Annotated in this window: 20 protein-coding genes; 7 read left to right on the top strand and 13 right to left on the bottom strand. The window is 33.1% G+C overall.

Translation table 11 applies throughout. The annotated features are described in order from the left end of the window. The first annotated feature begins 141 nt into the window (after nt 1-141). The 5 genes from IRZ99_RS01375 (at nt 142) to hemN (ending at nt 4,845) form a co-directional block, all read left to right on the top strand. Nucleotides 142-1,770, top strand: a complete 1,629-nt coding sequence (locus IRZ99_RS01375; protein WP_194655566.1) for an acyl-CoA carboxylase subunit beta — start codon at nt 142-144, stop codon at nt 1,768-1,770. Between the two features lie 124 nt (nt 1,771-1,894). Continuing rightward, nucleotides 1,895-2,317, top strand: coding sequence for a DoxX family protein (locus IRZ99_RS01370; RefSeq protein WP_194655565.1), 423 nt, complete (start codon nt 1,895-1,897; stop codon nt 2,315-2,317). 120 nt (nt 2,318-2,437) lie between these two features. Next, nucleotides 2,438-2,785 (top strand): hypothetical protein, encoded by a 348-nt coding sequence (locus IRZ99_RS01365; RefSeq protein WP_194655564.1) that lies wholly within the window; start codon nt 2,438-2,440, stop codon nt 2,783-2,785. Nucleotides 2,786-2,893: 108 nt separating this feature from the next. Then, complete coding sequence (locus IRZ99_RS01360; RefSeq protein WP_194655563.1) at nt 2,894-3,364, top strand: hypothetical protein; 471 nt, start codon at nt 2,894-2,896, stop codon at nt 3,362-3,364. A gap of 116 nt (nt 3,365-3,480) precedes the next feature. After that, nucleotides 3,481-4,845, top strand: coding sequence for an oxygen-independent coproporphyrinogen III oxidase (gene hemN, locus IRZ99_RS01355; RefSeq protein WP_194655562.1), 1,365 nt, complete (start codon nt 3,481-3,483; stop codon nt 4,843-4,845). On the opposite strand, the gene IRZ99_RS01350 is transcribed toward hemN, so the two are convergent. The 8 genes from IRZ99_RS01350 to IRZ99_RS01315 form a co-directional block, all read right to left on the bottom strand. Beyond that, the gene (locus tag IRZ99_RS01350) at nt 4,842-5,543 is read right to left on the bottom strand and encodes a sulfite exporter TauE/SafE family protein (protein WP_194655561.1); all 702 of its coding nucleotides are present in this window, start codon (nt 5,541-5,543) and stop codon (nt 4,842-4,844) included. The two genes, hemN and IRZ99_RS01350, sit on opposite strands and share 4 nt — an antisense overlap. Before the next feature lie 6 nt (nt 5,544-5,549). After that, nucleotides 5,550-5,999, bottom strand: coding sequence for a FixH family protein (locus tag IRZ99_RS01345; protein ID WP_194655560.1), 450 nt, complete (start codon nt 5,997-5,999; stop codon nt 5,550-5,552). Between the two features lie 13 nt (nt 6,000-6,012). Further along, nucleotides 6,013-7,431 carry a cytochrome c oxidase accessory protein CcoG gene (gene ccoG, locus IRZ99_RS01340; protein ID WP_194655559.1) on the bottom strand — a complete coding sequence of 473 codons (1,419 nt, stop codon included), beginning with the start codon at nt 7,429-7,431 and terminating at the stop codon, nt 6,013-6,015. Nucleotides 7,432-7,436: 5 nt separating this feature from the next. Next, nucleotides 7,437-8,375: a cbb3-type cytochrome c oxidase N-terminal domain-containing protein gene (locus IRZ99_RS01335; RefSeq protein ID WP_194655558.1), complete on the bottom strand. Its 939-nt coding sequence runs from the start codon at nt 8,373-8,375 to the stop codon at nt 7,437-7,439. Between the two features lies 1 nt (nt 8,376). Then, nucleotides 8,377-8,571 carry a cytochrome c oxidase subunit IV gene (locus IRZ99_RS01330; RefSeq protein WP_026982151.1) on the bottom strand — a complete coding sequence of 65 codons (195 nt, stop codon included), beginning with the start codon at nt 8,569-8,571 and terminating at the stop codon, nt 8,377-8,379. Between the two features lie 4 nt (nt 8,572-8,575). Beyond that, the gene (gene ccoN, locus IRZ99_RS01325; protein ID WP_194655557.1) at nt 8,576-10,765 is read right to left on the bottom strand and encodes a cytochrome-c oxidase, cbb3-type subunit I; all 2,190 of its coding nucleotides are present in this window, start codon (nt 10,763-10,765) and stop codon (nt 8,576-8,578) included. Between the two features lie 2 nt (nt 10,766-10,767). Next, on the bottom strand, nt 10,768-10,959 hold the full coding sequence (gene ccoS, locus IRZ99_RS01320) for a cbb3-type cytochrome oxidase assembly protein CcoS (RefSeq protein WP_026982149.1): 192 nt from the start codon (nt 10,957-10,959) through the stop codon (nt 10,768-10,770). 109 nt (nt 10,960-11,068) lie between these two features. Further along, complete coding sequence (locus tag IRZ99_RS01315; protein WP_194655556.1) at nt 11,069-13,462, bottom strand: heavy metal translocating P-type ATPase metal-binding domain-containing protein; 2,394 nt, start codon at nt 13,460-13,462, stop codon at nt 11,069-11,071. Nucleotides 13,463-13,664: 202 nt separating this feature from the next. On the opposite strand from IRZ99_RS01315, the gene IRZ99_RS01310 reads away from it, so the two are divergent. After that, complete coding sequence (locus IRZ99_RS01310; RefSeq protein WP_194655555.1) at nt 13,665-14,351, top strand: Crp/Fnr family transcriptional regulator; 687 nt, start codon at nt 13,665-13,667, stop codon at nt 14,349-14,351. Here IRZ99_RS01310 and mazG read toward each other — a convergent pair. The 3 genes from mazG to def form a co-directional block, all read right to left on the bottom strand. Then, nucleotides 14,346-15,116, bottom strand: coding sequence for a nucleoside triphosphate pyrophosphohydrolase (gene mazG, locus IRZ99_RS01305; RefSeq protein WP_194655554.1), 771 nt, complete (start codon nt 15,114-15,116; stop codon nt 14,346-14,348). The genes IRZ99_RS01310 and mazG overlap by 6 nt on opposite strands. A 99-nt stretch (nt 15,117-15,215) precedes the next feature. Further along, entirely contained in the window at nt 15,216-15,701 is a 486-nt protein-coding gene (locus IRZ99_RS01300) for a DUF5606 domain-containing protein (RefSeq protein ID WP_194655553.1), read from the bottom strand. Between the two features lie 67 nt (nt 15,702-15,768). Further along, nucleotides 15,769-16,359, bottom strand: a complete 591-nt coding sequence (def, locus tag IRZ99_RS01295) for a peptide deformylase (protein ID WP_194655552.1) — start codon at nt 16,357-16,359, stop codon at nt 15,769-15,771. A gap of 201 nt (nt 16,360-16,560) precedes the next feature. Here def and IRZ99_RS01290 point away from each other — a divergent pair, with 201 nt between their 5' ends. Further along, on the top strand, nt 16,561-18,783 hold the full coding sequence (locus IRZ99_RS01290) for an FUSC family membrane protein (protein WP_194655551.1): 2,223 nt from the start codon (nt 16,561-16,563) through the stop codon (nt 18,781-18,783). Nucleotides 18,784-18,821: 38 nt separating this feature from the next. Here the strand turns inward: IRZ99_RS01290 and IRZ99_RS01285 are convergent, their stop codons facing one another. Together IRZ99_RS01285 and ruvX are read right to left on the bottom strand one after the other, a co-directional pair. Continuing rightward, nucleotides 18,822-20,321, bottom strand: coding sequence for a malate:quinone oxidoreductase (locus IRZ99_RS01285; RefSeq protein WP_194655550.1), 1,500 nt, complete (start codon nt 20,319-20,321; stop codon nt 18,822-18,824). Between the two features lie 122 nt (nt 20,322-20,443). Further along, complete coding sequence (gene ruvX / locus IRZ99_RS01280; protein ID WP_194655549.1) at nt 20,444-20,860, bottom strand: Holliday junction resolvase RuvX; 417 nt, start codon at nt 20,858-20,860, stop codon at nt 20,444-20,446. Nucleotides 20,861-20,891 lie beyond the last annotated feature (31 nt).

Here is a 20,891-nt window from a genome sequence, read left to right as displayed (position 1 = left end):
AAGCTGTCTTCTGGTTTTTCTTTTTATAAGCCATTACGAAGTCATCAAAACATAAGTTTTAAAGATACTTTGAATATTAAGTTTATTTTCAATTGATTTTGTAAATTAGCCAACAGTATTTTGTAAAAACATCAATATCTTATGGATTTAAACTTCAATAAAAACGAAGATCACAATAAACTCTTACTTTCTGAATTAAAACAAAAATTTGCCAAAGTAAAATTAGGCGGAGGAGAAAAACGTATTCAAAAGCTTCATGCCGAAGGAAAAATGACAGCGCGAGAGCGTATTGATTATTTATTAGATGAAAATTCTAAAAGTATAGAAATAGGCGGTTTCGTTGGCGAAGGAATGTATGCTGAGCATGGAGGATGTCCTTCTGGAGGAGTCGTTATAAAAATAGGATACATAAAAGGTAAACAATGCATTGTTGTCGCTAATGATGCTACTGTAAAAGCGGGTGCCTGGTTCCCTATTACAGGAAAGAAAAACCTACGCGCACAGGAAATTGCAATGGAAAACAGATTGCCAATCATCTACTTAGTTGATAGCGCAGGCGTTTATTTACCGTTGCAAGATGAAATTTTTCCAGACAAAGAACATTTCGGAAGAATCTTTAGAAATAATGCCCAAATGAGTAGTATGGGAATTACGCAAATCGCAGCCGTTATGGGAAGTTGTGTTGCGGGAGGAGCTTATTTACCTATTATGAGTGATGAAGCTTTAATTGTAGACAAAACCGGAAGTATTTTCCTTGCTGGAAGTTATTTGGTAAAAGCCGCTATTGGCGAAACTATAGACAATGAAACTCTAGGCGGAGCCACAACGCATTGCGAAATTTCCGGAGTTACAGATTATAAAGCAAAAGACGATAAAGACGCTCTGGATAAAATAAAAAATATAGTCGATAAAATCGGCGATTTTAACAAAGCTGGCTATAGCCGTATCAAAGCGGAAAAACCTGCTTTAGAACCTAAGGACATTTACGGAATCTTGCCAAAAGCAAGAAACGAACAATATGACATGATGGAAATTATCAATCGTTTGGTTGATAATTCTGAATTTGAAGCTTATAAAGAGGGATATGGTCAAACCATTATTACAGGTTACGCCAGAATTGATGGCTGGGCAGTTGGAATTATCGCTAACCAAAGAAAAGTTGTTAAAACCAAAAAAGGCGAAATGCAATTTGGTGGTGTTATCTATTCTGACAGTGCTGATAAAGCAACTCGTTTTATTGCAAACTGCAATCAAAAGAAAATTCCTCTAGTTTTTTTACAAGATGTTACCGGATTTATGGTAGGGTCAAAATCTGAGCATGGCGGAATCATTAAAGATGGTGCTAAAATGGTAAATGCAGTTAGTAATTCCGTAGTACCAAAATTTACTGTCATTGTGGGTAATTCTTATGGTGCAGGAAACTACGCAATGTGCGGAAAAGCATATGATCCAAGATTAATTTTTGCATGGCCAAGTGCGGAACTTGCTGTAATGGGTGGAACGCAGGCTGCTAAAGTTCTGGCGCAAATCGAAGCTTCTTCTCTTAAAGCAAAAGGAGAAATCATTGATGAGGCCAAGGAAACTGAGCTATTTAACAAAATAAAAGCGCGTTACGACGAACAAACTTCTCCTTATTACGCCGCTTCAAGATTATGGACAGATGCTATTATCGATCCTCTTGATACACGTACTTGGATTTCTATGGGTATTGAAGCCGCCAATCACGCGCCAATTCAAAAAGCATTTAACTTAGGTGTTATTCAGGTTTAATTTCATTTTACAAATTCTCAAAATAAGCTAAATAAAAAATAAAAAACTTATTTCCAGCTACTTAAAAATAAATATATCACTAAAAATTAGTAACTTAGTATATTATTTTAAATCACGTAGTATCATGGAAAATGTAAAAAGTTTGAATAAATGGGCAAATTCGCACACTTATTTACCAGTAGATTTAGTACGTATTGTTTTGGGTGTTTTTTTATTTATGAAAGGAGTTTCATTTGTAACTAATGCTCAATATTTACATGATTTAATTTCCCCCATTGACCAATATGGAGGCGGAATGTTTCTTTTGCATTATATCGCCCCTGCCCACATGATTGGAGGAATAATGATTGTTTTTGGGCTACTCACCCGCTGGGCAATTGCAGCCCAATTACCTATCCTTTTTGGTGCGGTCCTTGTAAATTTTATGGGACAAATGCATTCTGAAAGTTTAATTTTAGCAATAGTTGTATTGTTACTTTGCATCTTCTTCTTGTTGTATGGAGGTGGAAAACACTCAGCTGATTATTATTTCAAAATGCAGCAATAATATATTTCATCCTCAACTTATCTCAATAAAAGTTGAGGGTAAAATAATAAAGCTGATTTTAAGAAGTAATTAGCATTTTAAAATTTCTTTTATTGTGTTTTATGAGCTAAATTCGCAAACATGAATTGGATTCGTAAAACTGTTATTTTGGTATCACTTTTGATCCTTGCCTTTTTTGCATCGCAAGAAAGCGATGCTACTATGCAAAAAATCGAAAGTCAAAAAACGGATACCAATTTCTCTAAAGATTATACCGATTCATTAGCTTTCATACAACCACAAGCAAGTTATCAATTTGCTGCAAATATTAAGACAAATCATCCTGCCATCATTAAATGGTTTGATTCTTTAGTAGTTGTTATTTCACAACATCAAGTTGATAAATCAGCATCAAACTTTGCAAATCAATTTTCGACTCAAAGCAAGAAAGTCTTACTACTGCTCTACCCTTTTCATTTTTTTTGGTAGATAAATACATGAAAAATTAGTTAGAAGAATTTATTTCTTCATAAACAACTGAACCGTTTTCTTTCTGAAAACTCTTTAATATTCATATTATTTATCAAATTCAAAAACATGGAAACAAGTGTAACCATTATTGGTATTGTGATTGCAATCATAGTAGCCATTCCAGTATATTTTTCAGCACGAACGAGCGCTGCAAACAAATCAAAGATTCTAAATATTAAAAAGAAATTCAATCCAACTCATCCGGAAGAATTTGATTTAACCGAATCTCAAAGCAACAAAACGCTGGCCATAGATCAAAAGCATAGAAGATTTATATTGATGAACTTCAATCCAAATCAGCAAGAATCGACATTTATTGATTTAAAATCAGTTTCATCTTGTAAATTAATTTTGACTACCGATGGGAATTCAGATACCATTCTCAAAATTGATTTCGAATTTCAGGAAAGAGAAACTTCTAAAAAAATTACGATTCCATTCTATGATTTTGACGACGATCGTATCAAACAAATTAGCGCATATCAAGATCATATGTTTGCAAAAAAATGGCTTAAAATCATTCAGGATTCTATTTAATGTTAGTTATTTAATTCAGGGAAGAGGCTCAATTTTGAGTCTCTTTTTTTTATGACATTTATCATTTTATATCCTAATACGAAGAAGTAATTTTGATGAATCCAAAATGCTTTTTTATGAAAATTTCACTGATTCAGAAGTACAATGTTCCAGGCCCAAGATACACCAGCTATCCAACAGTTCCCTATTGGAATGAAGCTGAATTTTCAGAACAAAAATGGACAGCATCATTTCAAAAAGCCTTTTCAGAAAGCAATTCTCAAAACGGAATCAGTTTATATATTCATTTACCTTTTTGCGAAAGCATGTGTACTTTTTGCGGCTGCAATAAAAGGATAACCAAAAATCATTCTGTCGAAGAGGATTATATAAAAGCACTCTTAAAAGAATGGAGCTTATACTGCAAATTACTACCTGAAAAACCTTTCATAAAAGAAATACATTTAGGTGGCGGGACTCCAACATTTTTTTCAAAAAACAATTTAGAACATCTTATCAATGGCATTTTTACTTTTGCCAATAAAGCTACTAAATATGAATTTAGTTTTGAAGGCCATCCTAATAATACTACTTACGAGCAACTCCAAAAATTATATGATTTAGGCTTTCGCCGAGTAAGTTTTGGCGTTCAGGATTATGCCGAAAAAGTGCAGAAAGCAATTCATAGAATTCAACCTTTTCATAATGTAGCAAAAGTAACTTTTTGGGCTAAAGAAATTGGCTATACCTCTATCGGTCATGATATAATATTTGGTCTGCCTTTTCAAACTATTGAAGATGTTGTCGATACTGTCGAAAAAACAAATTCTTTAAAACCAGACCGACTAGCCTTTTACAGCTATGCACACGTGCCCTGGATTAAAGGAAATGGACAACGAGGATTCAATGAAGAGAATCTTCCGAAAGACGCTGAAAAACGTAAACTATACGAAATCGGAAAGCAATTACTTTCTAAAAATGGTTATTACGAGATTGGAATGGATCATTTTGCCTTAGAATCTGATAGTTTATACAAAGCATCTGAAAACAAAGGTTTACACAGAAATTTCATGGGGTATAGTGCTTCAAAAACACAATTAATGATTGGTTTAGGAGTTTCTTCTATTAGTGATAGCTGGTATAGTTTTGCACAAAACACCAAAAATTTAGAAGATTATTACCAACTATTAGAATGGAATAAATTGCCTATTGTGAAGGGGCATATTCTAAATGAGGAAGACTTGATTATCCGAAAACACATTCTAAACTTAACTTGCGAATTTGAAACTTCATGGACAAAAGAAAGTCTTTATTTTGATGATCTTGGAAATGCAATTTCTGACTTAAGAGAGCTGGAAAAAGATAACTTGATTGTAATTGACGAAAACAAAATTACAATTACAGAAGCAGGAAAACCATTTGTCCGAAATATATGTATGGCTTTTGATTTACATCTGAAAAGAAAATCACCGGAAACAAATCTCTTTTCAATGACCGTTTAATGGCAATTAGGAGTTCCCTGAACAAACAAACTCATGTTAGAAGGAGAAACGTAAGGAATTCCTAAACCTAAGCCTCTAAGAATAAACAAAACGCCAATAATGACGGCAACAAAAGGAATCGCTTTTTGGATTTTATTTCGAAAGGGGAGTTTTATTAAAGAATGAATGTAAACTACAATGGTCATTAATGGCATAGTTCCAAATCCGAACAATAACATATACAAAACACCTAAACCAGAACTCTGCATAGCAATTGCTCCAAATAAAGCAACGTAAACCATTCCGCATGGCAAAAATCCATTTAACAATCCAATTGTAAAAAGAGATTTATAACTTCTGTTTTTAAATTGATTTCCTAAACTTGATTTAATTTTTGAAATGATTTTATAAACAGGTTTTGAAAAATTATATCTCGAAAAAACTTTCTCCGGAATCAAAACGACTAATATCATCGCCACACCAATAAAAATGGACATGTTCTGTTGCAGTCCAGCCAGAAAAAAACCTCTTCCTAATAACCCAAAAATCAATCCGATTGTTGCGTAAGCAGTTAATCGACCTAAATGATAAGTCACAATTTGAGCAACTTTTTTAGCTTCATTCTGATGATCTACAGGCAACATCATAGCAATTGGACCGCACATTCCGATACAATGCAAACTACTGATTAAACCTAATATAAATGCAGAATATAACATGTGTACTTAATTTACGTAAATAACCTCTTTAGTTAAATACTTTGTTCCGTTATATTGCCACTCCATATTAACATCCCAACGGCCTTTAACCAATTTATCTTTCGGAATTAGTAATGCAGAATTAGTCAGCGTTATTTGAGTATTAAAGTCAAATTTTTTATTTGAAGGACGATACAACAAAATATTTCCTTTTATTTTATCACTTTCAAAATTTGCAGGAAAAGCAACTCTTACACCTTCTTTACTAAATATAATTGACGGTTTCTGTTGCAAATCGTGCGCATTTTGAATACGTGCCATTTCCTCCTGAAAATGCGAGTCGTGTTTATAATATTCTTCAACAACTAAATCATTGTCATATTTACTATTAGATTGTACCTCAAAAACAAAGTATAATATAAAGGTCATAAATAATGCAAAAGCAATGACAATTCCTGTTCCCCAATTTATTTTCATGGTGGTATTATTTTTAATTAAAACTTCGTGGACCTAAAAAATTTGTTGTAGTAGTTTCAAGCAATTCCTTGCCATTGTAAACGCCAATTTTAACTTTGGTTTTATCACTTTCTAAAAGCACTTCACTAATTTCTATAAACAAAGTTCCTTGAGAAATACCTTCTTTTTGTATTTTGAAATGTTCTTTTCCAACATTTTTGATTTCACCTTTTTGATCAATCAATTCAAAATGAATATCATTATAATCCTTCATTGTTTTGTTTACAATTTTATAGGTATAAACATTGCTTATTTTATCTCCTTTATGCTGAAATAGCTGACCTGGTAAACGAAGAATAATAGCTTCAACATTGGTTCGTAAAAATAACATTCCAACAAAGACACTTAATAATATTAATAAAACAGCTGTATAACCTTTCATTCTGGCTGTAAATTTGAAAGGTTCTTTCTTGGCTATTTCATCTTCAGAAGCATAACGAATAAGACCTTTTGGTAAGCCTACGGTTTCCATTATGGTATCGCATTCATCAATGCAAGCGGTACAATTGGTGCATTCTAACTGCGTTCCGTTTCTAATGTCAATTCCCATTGGACAGACATGAACACATTGATGGCAATCAATACAATCTCCCTTTCCTGTTATGGCTCTATCTTCTTTTTTATTATACTTGGCACGTCCTTCTTCCTTTTCTCCACGGACAAAATCATAAGCAACATTAATAGATTTATTATCTAAAAGTACGCCTTGTAACCTACCATAGGGACAAGCTATTATACAAACCTGTTCTCTGAACCAGACAAAAACAAAATAAAAAACACTAGTAAAAATCAGAAGTGCTATAAAATTGCTGGATTGTTTAACTGGTCCTTCTTCAATCATTAAAAATAATGCGTCACTACCAACTAAATAAGCTAAAAAGACATTAGCTATACCAAAAGAAATTAGAAAAAAGATCGTCCATTTAATAAGCCTTTTTCGGATTTTCTCAGCATTCCATTCCTGGCGCGCTAAACGTGATTGTGCACCACGGTCGCCATCTATCCAATATTCAATTCTGCGAAAAACCATTTCCAAAAAAATAGTCTGGGGACAAATCCAACCACAAAATATTCGACCGAAGACAACAGTAAACAAAATCACAAAAACAACACCGACAAGCATCGATATTACAAAAAGATAAAAGTCCTGGGGCCAAAAAGGAAACCCAAAAATATTAAAACGACGTTCTAAAACATTGAACATCATAAACTGGTTACCATTTACTTTTATAAACGGATTTGCGACTAAAATTGCCAATAAAACATAACTGACAATTTTTCGATAATCATAGAACTTACCAGACGGTTTTTTAGGAAAAATAAATTTTCGATTACCACCTTCATCAATAGTTCCAATGGTATCTCTAAAAGCTTCGTCTGGTAAATTTGACATGATTCTTATTTTTTAACTTCTGTACTATCTGTTGTTTTAATTGTAGTATCTTTTTTAGGAGCACTTTCATCTACCCAAATTTCTCCTTCCGGAGCTTTTGGATCTTTAGGGTTGCTTCCCTGCAAAGACAAAATATAACTAGCCACTTTTTGAATTTCTTTTGGTTTCATACCGTTAGTTTTCCAGGAAACCATTCCTTTACCATCACGTCCACCATTTGTTATAGTGTGAAAAATTTCTTTAATTCCTCCACCTAAAATCCAATGAGCATCTGTTAAGTTTGGACCAATTTGCCCTCCACCATCTGCTCTGTGACAAGCAGCGCAATTCGTTGTGAAAATTTCTTTACCCGCTTCCAGACTTTCTTTATCGGTAAGCAAAACAACCGTTTTTTCATCCATTAAATCCGGAGCCGTTTTTAGATACTCTTCAACATCAATTTTTGCTTGTGCCATTTCTTTCTTAAGCTCCATTTCCTGATTATCTGCTCCAAAAATTTCGTAGCGGGCAAGATAAACAACTCCAAAAATTATAGTGATGTAAAATAAATACACCCACCATGGTGGCAGATTGTTATCTAATTCTTTAATTCCATCATAATCATGATGCAGTAACAAATCTCCTTCTTTTTCAATTGGTTCTGTTTTAGTAAGTTTATGCATTAAATCTTTAAACCAAGTACTTTCTTGTAAACTCAAACTATCTTCATAATCCAGTTTTGCTTTTTCTTCAGGTGTCAGCAATTGATACATGACACGATTAACTGCATTCAATGTAATTTCGATCGCGACCAAAATAAATAGAAAAACAAACAAAAAAACAGAAACCATCGGATATTTTATAAAAGCTGGCTTATCACCAGAATCTATACAATATTCCATCAACGCAAAACCAATGAAAAAAAACAGTGGTATTCTTACATATGCAGGGAAAAACTTTTTCATCTTATTTATCTTTTGAAGTTACACCAAGTCCTTCATTTAAAGGAATTTCACTCATTTCTTTAATTTTATCCTTTTGATAGGAGAATACCCAAAAGCCCAATCCCACAAAAAAGAAAAAGAAAATTAAGAGAGACAGAATCGGGTAAATTTCTATACCCGATATATTCTCCATATTGTGTTTTATCTGTTCAAACATGGCTTTATTTTTTAGCTGTTTCTTTTACTTTAATATCAGTTCCAAGTCTTTGTATATAAGCAATAAGGGCAACGATTTCTCTTTCATTCATTGGAACAAACTTCTCCCCTTTTGCAGTTGCCTTATTTTTACTGTCTTGGTAACTTTTTACAAAATCAGGATCGTTTTCTAAACTCTTCTCAATTAATAAAGCCTGCGTTCTCAATGTTTTTTGAGCATTTGCAACTTCATCTGCTGTATAAGGAACACCAAGTGAAACCATCGCCTGCATTTTCTTTTGTGTCAATGAAACATCCATCGCCTTATTATCGAATAACCATTTATAACCTGGCATAATCGAACCTGCAGAAGTACTTTGTGGATTCCAAAAGTGATTAAAATGCCAGTTATCATTGTATTTGCCACCAACTCTTAGTAAATCAGGCCCCGTACGTTTTGATCCCCATAAAAATGGATGATCATATACAAACTCCCCAGCTTTAGATTGCGGTCCATAACGTTCCACTTCACTTCTAAACGGACGAACAGATTGAGAATGACAACCTACACAACCTTCTCTAATGTATAAATCACGTCCTTCAAGTTCTAAAGGAGAATAGGGTTTTACACTTGAAATGGTTGGAATGTTAGATTTAACCATAATCGTCGGCACAATTTGAATAACGCCACCAATTAAAATAGCAATTGTAGCCAGAATAGTTAACTGAATTGGTTTTCTTTCTAACCAGGTATGGAATTTTTCGCCATTAAGTCTATTACTACTTATTCTTTGTAAAGCTGGAGCCTGAGCTAATTCGTCTTCAATAGTTTGACCTGCATTGACTGTCATTATAATATTGTAAACCAATGTCAGCATTCCAACCAGATATAAAGTCCCTCCTATTGCTCTCATCCAATACAAAGGCATGATCGCTGTAACAGTTTCAAGGAAGTTCCCATACGTTAAGGTTCCGTCCGGATTAAATTGTTTCCACATTGAAGCTTGTTGAAAACCTGCCACGTACATTGGTAACGCATATAAAATAATTCCTAAAGTTCCAATCCAAAAGTGGAAGTTGGCTAATTTCGTTGAAAATAAAGTACTTTTTGTCATTCTTGGAATCAACCAGTAAATAATACCAAAAGACATAAATCCGTTCCATGCTAATGCTCCAACGTGTACGTGTGCAATAATCCAATCTGTATAATGTGCAATCGCGTTTACATTTTTAAAAGAAAGCATTGGACCTTCAAAAGTTGCCATCCCATAACCGGTAATCGCGACAACAAAAAATTTCAAAACTGGTTCTTCACGAACTTTATCCCAGGCACCTCTCAACGTTAAAAGTCCGTTAATCATACCTCCCCAAGATGGAGCAATAAGCATTATTGAGAATACAACACCTAAATTCTGAGCCCAGTTTGGCAAAGCGGAATATAATAAGTGGTGAGGACCAGCCCAGATATAAATAAATATTAAAGACCAGAAGTGAATAATAGATAGTCTGTAAGAATAGATTGGACGATTTGCTACCTTAGGAATAAAATAATACATCAATCCTAAAAAGGGAGTGGTTAAGAAAAATGCAACTGCATTATGACCGTACCACCATTGTACCAAAGCATCCTGAACACCAGCATAAACAGAATAGCTTTTTAAAGCTGAGACCGGTAATTCTATATTATTAAAAATATGAAGAACTGCAACTGTAACGAAAGTAGCTAAGTAAAACCAAATTGCAACATACAAATGTCTTTCTCTTCTTCTCAACATTGTACCAATCATATTGATACCCATTACGACCCAGATTAAGGCAATGGCAATATCGATTGGCCATTCTAATTCAGCATATTCTTTTGAAGAAGTATATCCTAATGGTAATGTTATTGCTGCAGCTACTATAATGAGCTGCCAGCCCCAAAAATGTAAATTACTCAAAAAGTCACTAAACATTCTGGCCTTCAACAATCGCTGAAGAGAGTAATACAGACCCGCAAAAAAAGCATTACCTACAAAGGCAAAAATAACAGCATTTGTATGTAACGGTCTTAATCGTCCGTAACTTAGCCATGAAATCCCATCAGTCATGTTGGGAAAAAGGTACATAACCGCCAGGGTCAGTCCCACTAACATACCGACTACTCCAAAAAGGATAGTGGCATAAATGAATTTTTTTACAATTTTGTTGTCGTAATAAAACTGTTCCATTTCCATAATTATACTTGTTTTTCTTCGGTTGGTGAATTATTATTCTGAGGAGTAATTTTGGTTTCATCGTCAAAAAGCATTCTGACTGAGGGCGTATAATCATCATCGTATTGTCCAGATTTGACAGCGATAATAAAGGCAATGAAGAAGCCGATTGCTACGAAAATACTAACTGAAATTAATAGATAAATTACACTCATACCTTAAATTTATGTTAACAAAATTAGTAGGTTGCAGGCATTTAAAATATGATAATTATCATAGTCAAAGACTTAAGTTAAATTTAATAAAAATTTATCTACAAATTATTTATAATGATTTTAAATTATTGCTACTTAAATAGTTAGACATTAAAGTCACAAAACTTACGATAGTAATTGTGCTTAGTGGCATAATAATAGCCGCTACTAAAGGAAGTAAATTTCCTGTCACTGCAAAAGAAAGTCCAATTACATTATATAAAAGCGACAAAACAAAACTCATTTTGATTATCAGAATAGATTTTTGAGATAATTTTAAAAAATAATCTAGTCTCGAGAATTCACTTGCATCTAATATTGCATCACATGCAGGGGAAAAAACGTTTACATTTTCAGAAATAGATATTCCAACATTACTTTGCGCCAAAGCTCCAGCATCATTTAAACCATCGCCAACCATCATAACATTCTGGCCTTTTTCCTGTAAGTTTTTAATAAATTCCAGTTTCTGTTCTGGCTTTTGACTAAAAATAAGTTCAGTACCTTTTGGCAATATTGCTTCTAGATTACTTCTTTCTCCATCGTTATCACCTGAAAGTACTTTCAATTGATACTTTTTACTAAGCATTAAAAATAACGTTGCAAGGCCATCTCTATACTGATTTTGAAAATTAAACTGACCATAATATTCATTATCAATTTTGATATGGAGTGCTGTTTTTTCCGGTTCGCCACTCTCTAAATCTGAAATACCAACAAATGCCGCCGAACCAATTTGAATTGCTTTATTTTTAATTGATGCTAAAATTCCTTTTCCTGTTATTTCCTCAAAATTGTCAACTTTAAGTCGCTTTGAATCCGGTAAAAAATCATATAACATTCGGCTCAATGGATGATTGGAAGCGCGTAGTACATTTTTTATAAGTATATAATTTTCATCAGATATAAGATTTCCTTCGTAAACAATATTCGATTTTTTATTTGTTGTTATTGTTCCTGTTTTATCAAAAACTATAGTATCAACTTTTGCCAATTGTTCAATAACCAAAGCATTTTTAAGATACATTTTTTGCCTGCCCATAATTCTCAAAATGTTTCCGAAAGTAAACGGAGCTGTCAATGCTAAAGCACACGGACAAGCCACAATTAACACCGCTGTAAAAACATTAAAAGCAGTAGTAGCATCAATAAAAATCCAATAGCTAAATCCTGCAAAAGCAATTAATAATAGTATTGGAGTAAAATAGCGACTAATTTTGTCGGTAATCGTTTTATGTTTTTGCTCAACATTTTTTTGAAAAATTTCATTACTCCACAACTGTGTCAAGTAACTTTGTGAAACAGAATGCAATACTTCCATTTCGATCACTTTTCCTATCTGTTTTCCACCGGCAAATACCTTGTCTCCCGATTTTTTAGTTATCGGAACTGCTTCTCCGGTGACAAAACTATAATCAATCTCTGCCTTTTCACTAATTAATATACCGTCTACCGGAATCAATTCCTGATTTCTAATCAATAACCTATCCCCCTTGATAACATCATAAATTGCTACACTCTCTTCTGATGTGTTCGTATTAATTTTAGTAACTGCAATAGGAAAATACGATTTAAAATCTCTCTCGAAACTTAGGAAACTGTAGGTTTTAATTTGAAACATTTTCCCCAAAAGCATAAAGAAAACTAAGCCTGTTAAACTATCAAAAAAACCTGATCCATAATTCATGACTATATCAAAAGTACTTCGAACAAACATGACGATGATTCCCAGCGCGATTGGAATGTCTATATTCAACATTCGCGATTTTATACTTTTGTAAGCAGAAACATAATAACCGCTGGCAGAATATAAAAAACTTGGTAATGCTAACAGAAAGATTAAGATTCTAAAAAAGGGTTTATAATTGTCCAGCCAGAATTCTTTAATTTCGAAATATTCAGGGAATGATAACAACATTATATTTCCGAAACAAAAAAAGGCAACTCCCAATTTATACGTTAAACTTCTGTCTACATTATTTTTCCCTGCTTCGTAGTTTTCTAAACTTATATAAGGTTCATATCCAATGGAACTCAACAGATAAGCTATAGATTTAAGAGAAACTACATCAGAATTAAAAGTAATTCGAACTCTTTTTTCAGGGAAGTTAACTTGCGAAATACTGATACCTTTTTGGATTCTGTTTAAGTTTTCAAGAATCCAAATACAAGAGCTACAGTGTATGTGAGGGATATTCAAAGAAACAATAGAAGTACTTCCTTCCTGAAATTCTAAAACTTTTGAAAGAATGGCTTCATTCTCTAAAAAATCATATTTACCCTGAATGTCCTGAGGAGTGGCGCCCGGAGATTTTTCAAAATCATAGTAACAAGTTAAATCGTGAAGACTGAAAATTTCGTAAACCGTTTTACATCCATTACAGCAAAACTTTTTTGCATCAAAATTGATTTCTTCATTTTTGGCAATGGTTAACCCGCAATGAAAACAACCTTGCTCACTCATAATTTGTTTTTTTTAACTTATGCAAAGTTTATAAATTGCAAAAGACTATAAATATGACATTTATCACGTTTTAAGAAATTATGATTCTAATTTAAGAAATAAAAAAAGGCAAATAACGCACGTACATTATTTCTTATCTTTTTTATGTAATTTTTATGTCTTAAGACACGAATATTGGCTAATTTTGCATAAAATTTTTGTCATGAATAAATGTGACCAGTGTATTGTACGCCAACTAACTTCTTTACAAGCCTTAAATAAAGAAGAAGTAATAAAACTAGCTAATAGCAAAACCACTTATAAAATAAAAAAAGGTGATGCTATTTTTGAAGAAGGTGAAGTGACAAACGGTGTTTTTTGTGTAAAAGACGGTATTGGAAAACTTTCAAAACTAAGTGCAAATGGAAAAGACCAAATCGTAAAACTAGTTAAAGAAGGAGAACTTTTAGGACAACGCTCCATGATCAGTAATGAACCTGCAAACCTGACCGCAAAAGCTGTAGCCGATATGGAAGTTTGTTTTATTCCAAAATCTGAAATAATTGGTTTCTTTAATACTAACAATCAGTTTTCGATGAAACTTATGCAATCTGTTTGTGAAGATTTAAAAGAATCTGAAAACGATAAAATTGCCTTAGTACAAAAAACTGTAAAACAACGTTTAGCCGAAACATTATTGCACTTGCATGAGGCGTTTGGAGAAAACCCGGACAAAACACTAAAAGTACAACTTACCAGAGAAGAACTAGCCGGAATGATAGGAACAGCAACAGAAAGCTGTATACGTTTACTATCAGACTTTAATAAGCTAAATCTCGTTGAATTAGTAGGTAAAAAAATTATACTTAAAGACGTAAAAGCATTAAAAAAAATAGCCGATCAATTATAGTTTTTTAGCTTCATTCCAAAATACATCCATTTCTGCTAAAGTCATTTCCATTAATGGTTTTCCTAATTCGCCTGCCTTACTTTCCAAGTACTGAAAACGTTTAATAAACTTTTTATTAGTACGTTCTAAAGCGTCTTCAGGGTTTACATTTAGAAATCTGGCATAATTGATCATTGAGAATAAAACATCACCAAATTCGGCTTCAATTTTATCCTGATCACCAGATTTTACTTCTTCCTGTAACTCTTCCAGTTCTTCCTGGACTTTATCCCAAACCTGATGCGGTTCTTCCCAGTCAAAACCAACACCTTTTACCTTATCCTGAATTCGGCTTGCTTTAACCAGTGCAGGCAAACTTCTTGGAACTCCTTCTAAAACCGATTTTTTACCTTCCTTCAGTTTTAATTTCTCCCAGTTTTGTTTTACTTCTTCTTCATCTTTAACAACTGTATCGCTGTAAATATGAGGATGGCGGTGAATTAATTTATCACAGATTTCATTACAGACATCGGCAATATCAAAATCATTAGTTTCAGAGCCTATTTTAGCATAAAAAACAATGTGTAACAACAAATCTCCCAATTCTTTCTTCACTTCGCTTAAATCATTATCCAAAATAGCATCTCCTAATTCATACGTTTCTTCAATTGTCAGATGCCTAAGCGTTTGCAAAGTTTGTTTTTTATCCCAAGGACACTGCTCACGAAGTTCATCCATAATAATTAATAATCTTTCGAAAGCTTTTAATTGAAGTTCTTTGCTCATTTTTGAAGTTTTTTTGGTTGAGACCGAATAATGTAAAAGTAAAAAATCCTGTCAAGAAAACATCTTAACAGGATCAATATATTTGAAAATAGATAACTACTATTCTTCTTTTTTAGCTTTTGCTTTTTTAGCAGCCGGAGCTTTTTTCGGTTTTTCTTCCGTTACCGGAGCTTCATCAGCAGTTTCAGCTGGAGCTGGAGCTAAATCAGTAACTAAACCTTTAGCCTGGAGTGTATTGTACCAGTTTAATACTTTTTTAATATCTGAAGGATAAACTCTTTCTTCATCATATTCAGGTAAAATTTCTTTAAAGTAAGCGATCAATTTTGCATTGTCTTCTTTATGAGAAATTGCCTGACCTTTGTTTTCTTTAACAGCAATGTTTTGCATTACTTCTGTTAAAGGTTTTTCGCCTTCATATGTATAAATTGAAATCTCTGATAATAAACTTACATTACTTTTTAAGTTTACTGTAATTTTTTTTCCGTCTGTTAATGATTCTGCCACAAAACCTGTACGAGTTTGTACTTTCAATACATATAAACCTGGTTTACCAGAAATGGCTAAAATTTTATCTAAATTCATGTTTATTAAAATTAGTATTAAGAATTTCTTTTTATATTTTATTATGTTCTAATTTTCTTAAGAACAATTATCTTCCTTTTTTTGCAGCAGCAAACTTCATTCGGTACTCTTGAAAAGTTTTACCTTCTGTAATATTTTTCAATTTCTTCTGAATCAAACGTTTTTTCAATGATGATATTTTATCTGTAAACAAAACACCTTCAATATGATCATACTCATGTTGAATAACCCTTGCTATTAAACCATCAAAAATCTCTGTTTTCATTACGAAATCTTCTTCACAATATTCAATTGTCACAGTAGGCTTTCTGTATACATCTTCACGAACATCAGGAATACTCAAGCATCCTTCGTTAAAACTCCACTCTTCTCCTTCTTCTTTAAGAATTTTCGCATTGATAAAAGTCTTTTTAAAACCTTTTAAATCCTTTTGTTCTTCAGACGGTAAATCGTCATCATCGCTAAAAGGAGTCGTATCAATAACGAACAAACGAATAGCCATACCTACCTGTGGTGCAGCAAGCCCAACACCATAAGCGTTGTACATTGTCTCATACATGTTTGCTATTGTTTCTTTTAAGTTTGGATAATCAGGCGTAATCGCCTCACCAACTTTTCTTAAAACAGGATCACCATATCCTACAATTGGTAAAATCATTTGTATTAATTTATGTATTATCTACTGAAAAACCCTGAATTTAGTTCTCCTAATTCAGCTGGCAAAAATAGTAAAAAATAGTCAACGAATAATTCTAAACAACATATTAAATCGTATTTTTTGCCTGTCTGTTAAAATCTCAGCTATAATTATGCCAAATTAATTCGTACAATTCTTACCTTTGTTAGTAAACCTCACTATATGTTTGATCGCATCTCGAAATTCACGAACAGTACCTCTTTTTTAAACGCCTCAAAAGTAACCATCGCTTCTGTAGTTCCCGTGGTGATTTTAAACTTTTTAGGACATTTTGAAATTGGTTTTACAATTGCTCTTGGTGCTTTCTATACTTACCCTAGTGATATTCCGAGTTCATTAAGTCATAAAATAAAAGGATTAATTGTGGCTTCCTTAATAGTATCAGGTGTCAATTTATTAGTCAATCTTGCTTATCCTTATCCTTTTATATTTTATCCCTTTTTAGGTTTTTTACTGTTTTTGTGTTCTATGATTTCGGTCTATGGGCAACGCGCTACATTGGTATCATTTTCTGCTTTGTTATCCATTTCCTTATCATTTGGTCACTTACATACCGGCTGGGAAGCTTTTGAATATTCAGGTTTCATCTTTATTGGAGGGATTTTATATCTCATTGTATCACTTGTATTTCATTTTATACAACCTTATAAATATGTTGAATTACAAATCGCAGAAGGCATAAAACTAACTGCAAAATACCTAAAATTAAGAGGTGATTTATGGAATCCTGAGGCGAATCGCCAAACAATTATTGAAAAGCAATTAGCAGTTCAGGTTGAATTGAATTTGATTCATGAAGATCTAAGAAAAATGCTGATTGGTAACCAGAATACTTCTGGAACGACAGCTCAAAACCGAAAAATGCTACTAGTTTTTATTACGTTGGTTGAGATTCAGGAACTTGCTTTATACACATCTTTTGATCACAGCAAACTTCATGAAAAATTTGACAAACATCCTGAAGTGCTTCGAACCTATCAGAATGTAGCTTACAAATTAGCTTCAACATTAAAAAAACTTTCTAAAAATGTTCATCATATTGCCGTTTACGTAGATAAGAATGATTTGAAAAATGAACTCGATGCACTGGAATTTGCCATTTTTGACTATGAAAAAAAATTAGGAAAAGAAGAAGCTTCAGAAGGTGTTTTGATGCTAACCAATATGTTGAAGTATGCTAAAAATCAAGTTGGAAAAATCAAAATTATCCAACGTGCTTTTTCATTGGCAATGCAATCTTTCAAATTGAAAGACAAAGATAAAGAGCTGGAAAAATTCCTTACACCACAATATTATCCGTTACGTACCTTGATTGAAAATTTAAGTTTTTCTTCTTCCATTTTCAGACATTCTATACGTTTGACCATTACTATTTTAATTGGTTTTCTGATCGGAAAAATTCTTCCGTTTCAAAATGTCTACTGGATTTTACTAACCATTGTCGTCATCATGCGACCTGGCTACGGACTTACAAAAGAACGTTCTTATAATAGAATATTTGGAACTATCTTAGGAGGATTGTTTGCTTTTGGAATTGTATCAGTTGTTCAAAATCATGTGGCACTAAGTATTTTCTCTATTGTTTGTATGCTTCTTGGAATCTCGTTTACACAAATCAATTACAAAATCAGTGCAACATTTGTAACGATGTATGTGGTTTTTATTTACGGAATTTTGACACCAAATGTTGTAGAGGTAATTCAGTTTAGAATTTTAGATTCACTTGCAGGAGTTATCTTGGCCTTTTTAGCCAATCAGTTTTTGTGGCCAGCCTGGGAATTTATTAATACACCAATACATATCGAAAACGCAGTTCGGGCCAACAGGAATTATTTAAAAGAAATTGCAGATTTTTACAATAAAAAAGGAGAAGTTCCAACTTCCTATAGACTTGCAAGAAAAAATGCGTTTGTTGAAATTGGCAACTTGATGACCTCTTTTCAGCGAATGATGCAGGAACCCAAATCGAAACAAAAAACATTACCATTAGTCAATAAATTGGTCGTCTTAAATCATTCTATACTTTCTGCCTTGGCCTCTTTGTCAACTTATATTCAATCGCATCAAACAACATCAGCATCTGACTCATTCAATTATATTATAAAAACTATTTTATCGAATTTGGATCAATCCATTTCTATTTTAAAGAATGAGACAATTATAAAAGATACTTTTTTTGATAGAGAAGATGTTACACTGCAATTTGAAGAGTTAAAGCGTAAAAACTTTACACGTCTGGCCACAGATGAAGATTTGGATAAAGAAACACGCCAGGCGAAAATGCAGGAAGCTCAAATGGTCATCGAGCAACTGATTTGGATGAGTAATCTCGCGGAAAAGATCTTGAAAATTACAAAAGAACTAAAAGCAACAAATCCAGATTAATTCATCTGGATTTGTTGCTTTTTATATTAAATGGGAGCTTAATTATTTTTCAATTTCAAAACTTCAGAAGTATGTTTTCTAAGTTCTGCTAATAGCTCTGGTTTATCGTTTAAAGTCTGACCATAAGAAGGAATCATATTTTTCATTTTTGCTTCCCATTCCGGTGTTTTAATCTGACTTGTAAAACATCTGCTGATTAAGTCGACCATAATTGAAACAGCAGTTGATGCTCCGGGAGAAGCTCCTAGTAAAACCGCTAAAGTTCCATCATGTGTATTAATTACTTCAGTTCCAAATTCTAAAACCCCACCTTCTTTTTCATCTTTCTTAATTACCTGAACACGTTGTCCTGCTTTTTCTAATTTCCAATCTTTAGAGCGTGCAGATGGTAAATATTCGCGTAAAGCAGCCATTCGGTCTTTTGGTTTTTGACGAACTTGCTCAATTAAATATTTCGTTAATGGAATATTATGGAATCCCGCTGATAACATCGGAATTAAATTATTAGCTTTTATCGATAATGGTAAATCTAAATAAGAACCATTTTTCAGGAAACGAGTTGAAAACCCCGCGAATGGCCCAAAAAGTAATGCTTTTTCACCATCAATTACACGAGTATCAATATGAGGAACAGACATTGGAGGTGCACCAACACTAGCTTTCCCGTAAACTTTTGCCTGATGTTTAGCAATAACTTCAGGGTTTGTACATTTTAACCATTGACCACTAACCGGGAAACCGCCGTAACCATTTCCTTCAGGTACATTTGCTTTTTCTAGTAAAGGCAATGAACCTCCACCAGCACCAATGAATACGAACTTTGTATATGCCTTTCTTTTTTGCCCTGTAGACAAATCAGTGATTTTAATTCTCCAGGTTTTATCTTCACGCTGTTTTAACTTTGTTACTTCGTGATTAAAATGCAAAGTAACACCATCAAGCTTTTCTAAATAATTAAACATGCTTCTGGTTAAAGCCCCGAAATTTACATCGGTACCAATTTCCATATGAGTTGCAGCTAATTTATCACTGGATTCTCTGCCTTCCATTACAAGCGGCATCCATTTTTTTAGTTGCTCAAAATCGGTACTAAATTCCATTTGAGAAAAAATTGGATTGCTTTGTAAAGCTTCAAAACGTTTTTTAAGGTATTTTACGTTTTTATCTCCCCATACAAAACTCATATGAGGAACACTTTTAATAAAATTATCTGGAGACGGTACTTTGTTTTGTTGTACTAAGTATGACCAAAACTGACGAGAAACCTCGAATGATTCTGCAATACTTATCGCTTTTTTAGGGTCAATACTTCCGTCTGCCTTCTCGGGAGTGTAATTTAATTCACAAAAAGCAGAGTGTCCTGTGCCGGCGTTATTCCAGGCATCTGAGCTTTCGGCTGCAGCGACATCAAGTCTTTCGTAAATTTCAATTTTGATATCAGGTTGTAATTCTTTCAAAATTACTCCAAGAGTGGCACTCATAATTCCAGCTCCAATGAGTACTACTTCACTATTTGAACGTATTGTTTCGTCAGGCATAACAGTATTTTATTTAAAATGCAAAGGTACTTTTTATAATTGCAAAAAAAAACTAATTTTCTATGATAAAAGTTATGTTTTTCTAAAAAATAAAAGGCTATACCATTGTAGGTTAAAAAAAATTAAACCCTTTTTGCTGAAAGATAATCCTGAAGCATAATTGTAGCGGAAATTTCATCAATTAATCCTTTATTTTGGCGCTGTTTTTTACTCAAACCACTATCGATCATCGTTTGAAATGCCATTTTTGAAGTAAAACGTTCATCTACACGAATAACTTTCATATCTGGAAAAATATTAGAGAAATGAGTCACAAAACCTTTAACGATAGAAGCACTTTCTGAAGGCTGTCCATTCATTTGTTTTGGTTCACCAATTAAGACCGTTTCTACTTTTTCTTTTGCAAAATAATCTTTCAAAAAATCAATTAAAGTGTTTGTCGGGATCGTAGTTAAACCTGAAGCAATAATTTGCATCTCATCAGTAACCGCAATTCCGGTACGCTTTTGTCCGTAGTCTATAGAAAGAATTCTTGGCATTTTATATTTTTTGACAAAGATAACTATTTTA

The sequence above is a fragment of the Flavobacterium sp. LC2016-12 genome (assembly GCF_015351595.1).
Classification (GTDB): Bacteria; Bacteroidota; Bacteroidia; order Flavobacteriales; family Flavobacteriaceae; genus Flavobacterium.
The sequence above is the reverse complement of the archived record's forward strand: the minus strand, read 5'-3'. Positions and strand labels throughout refer to the sequence as shown.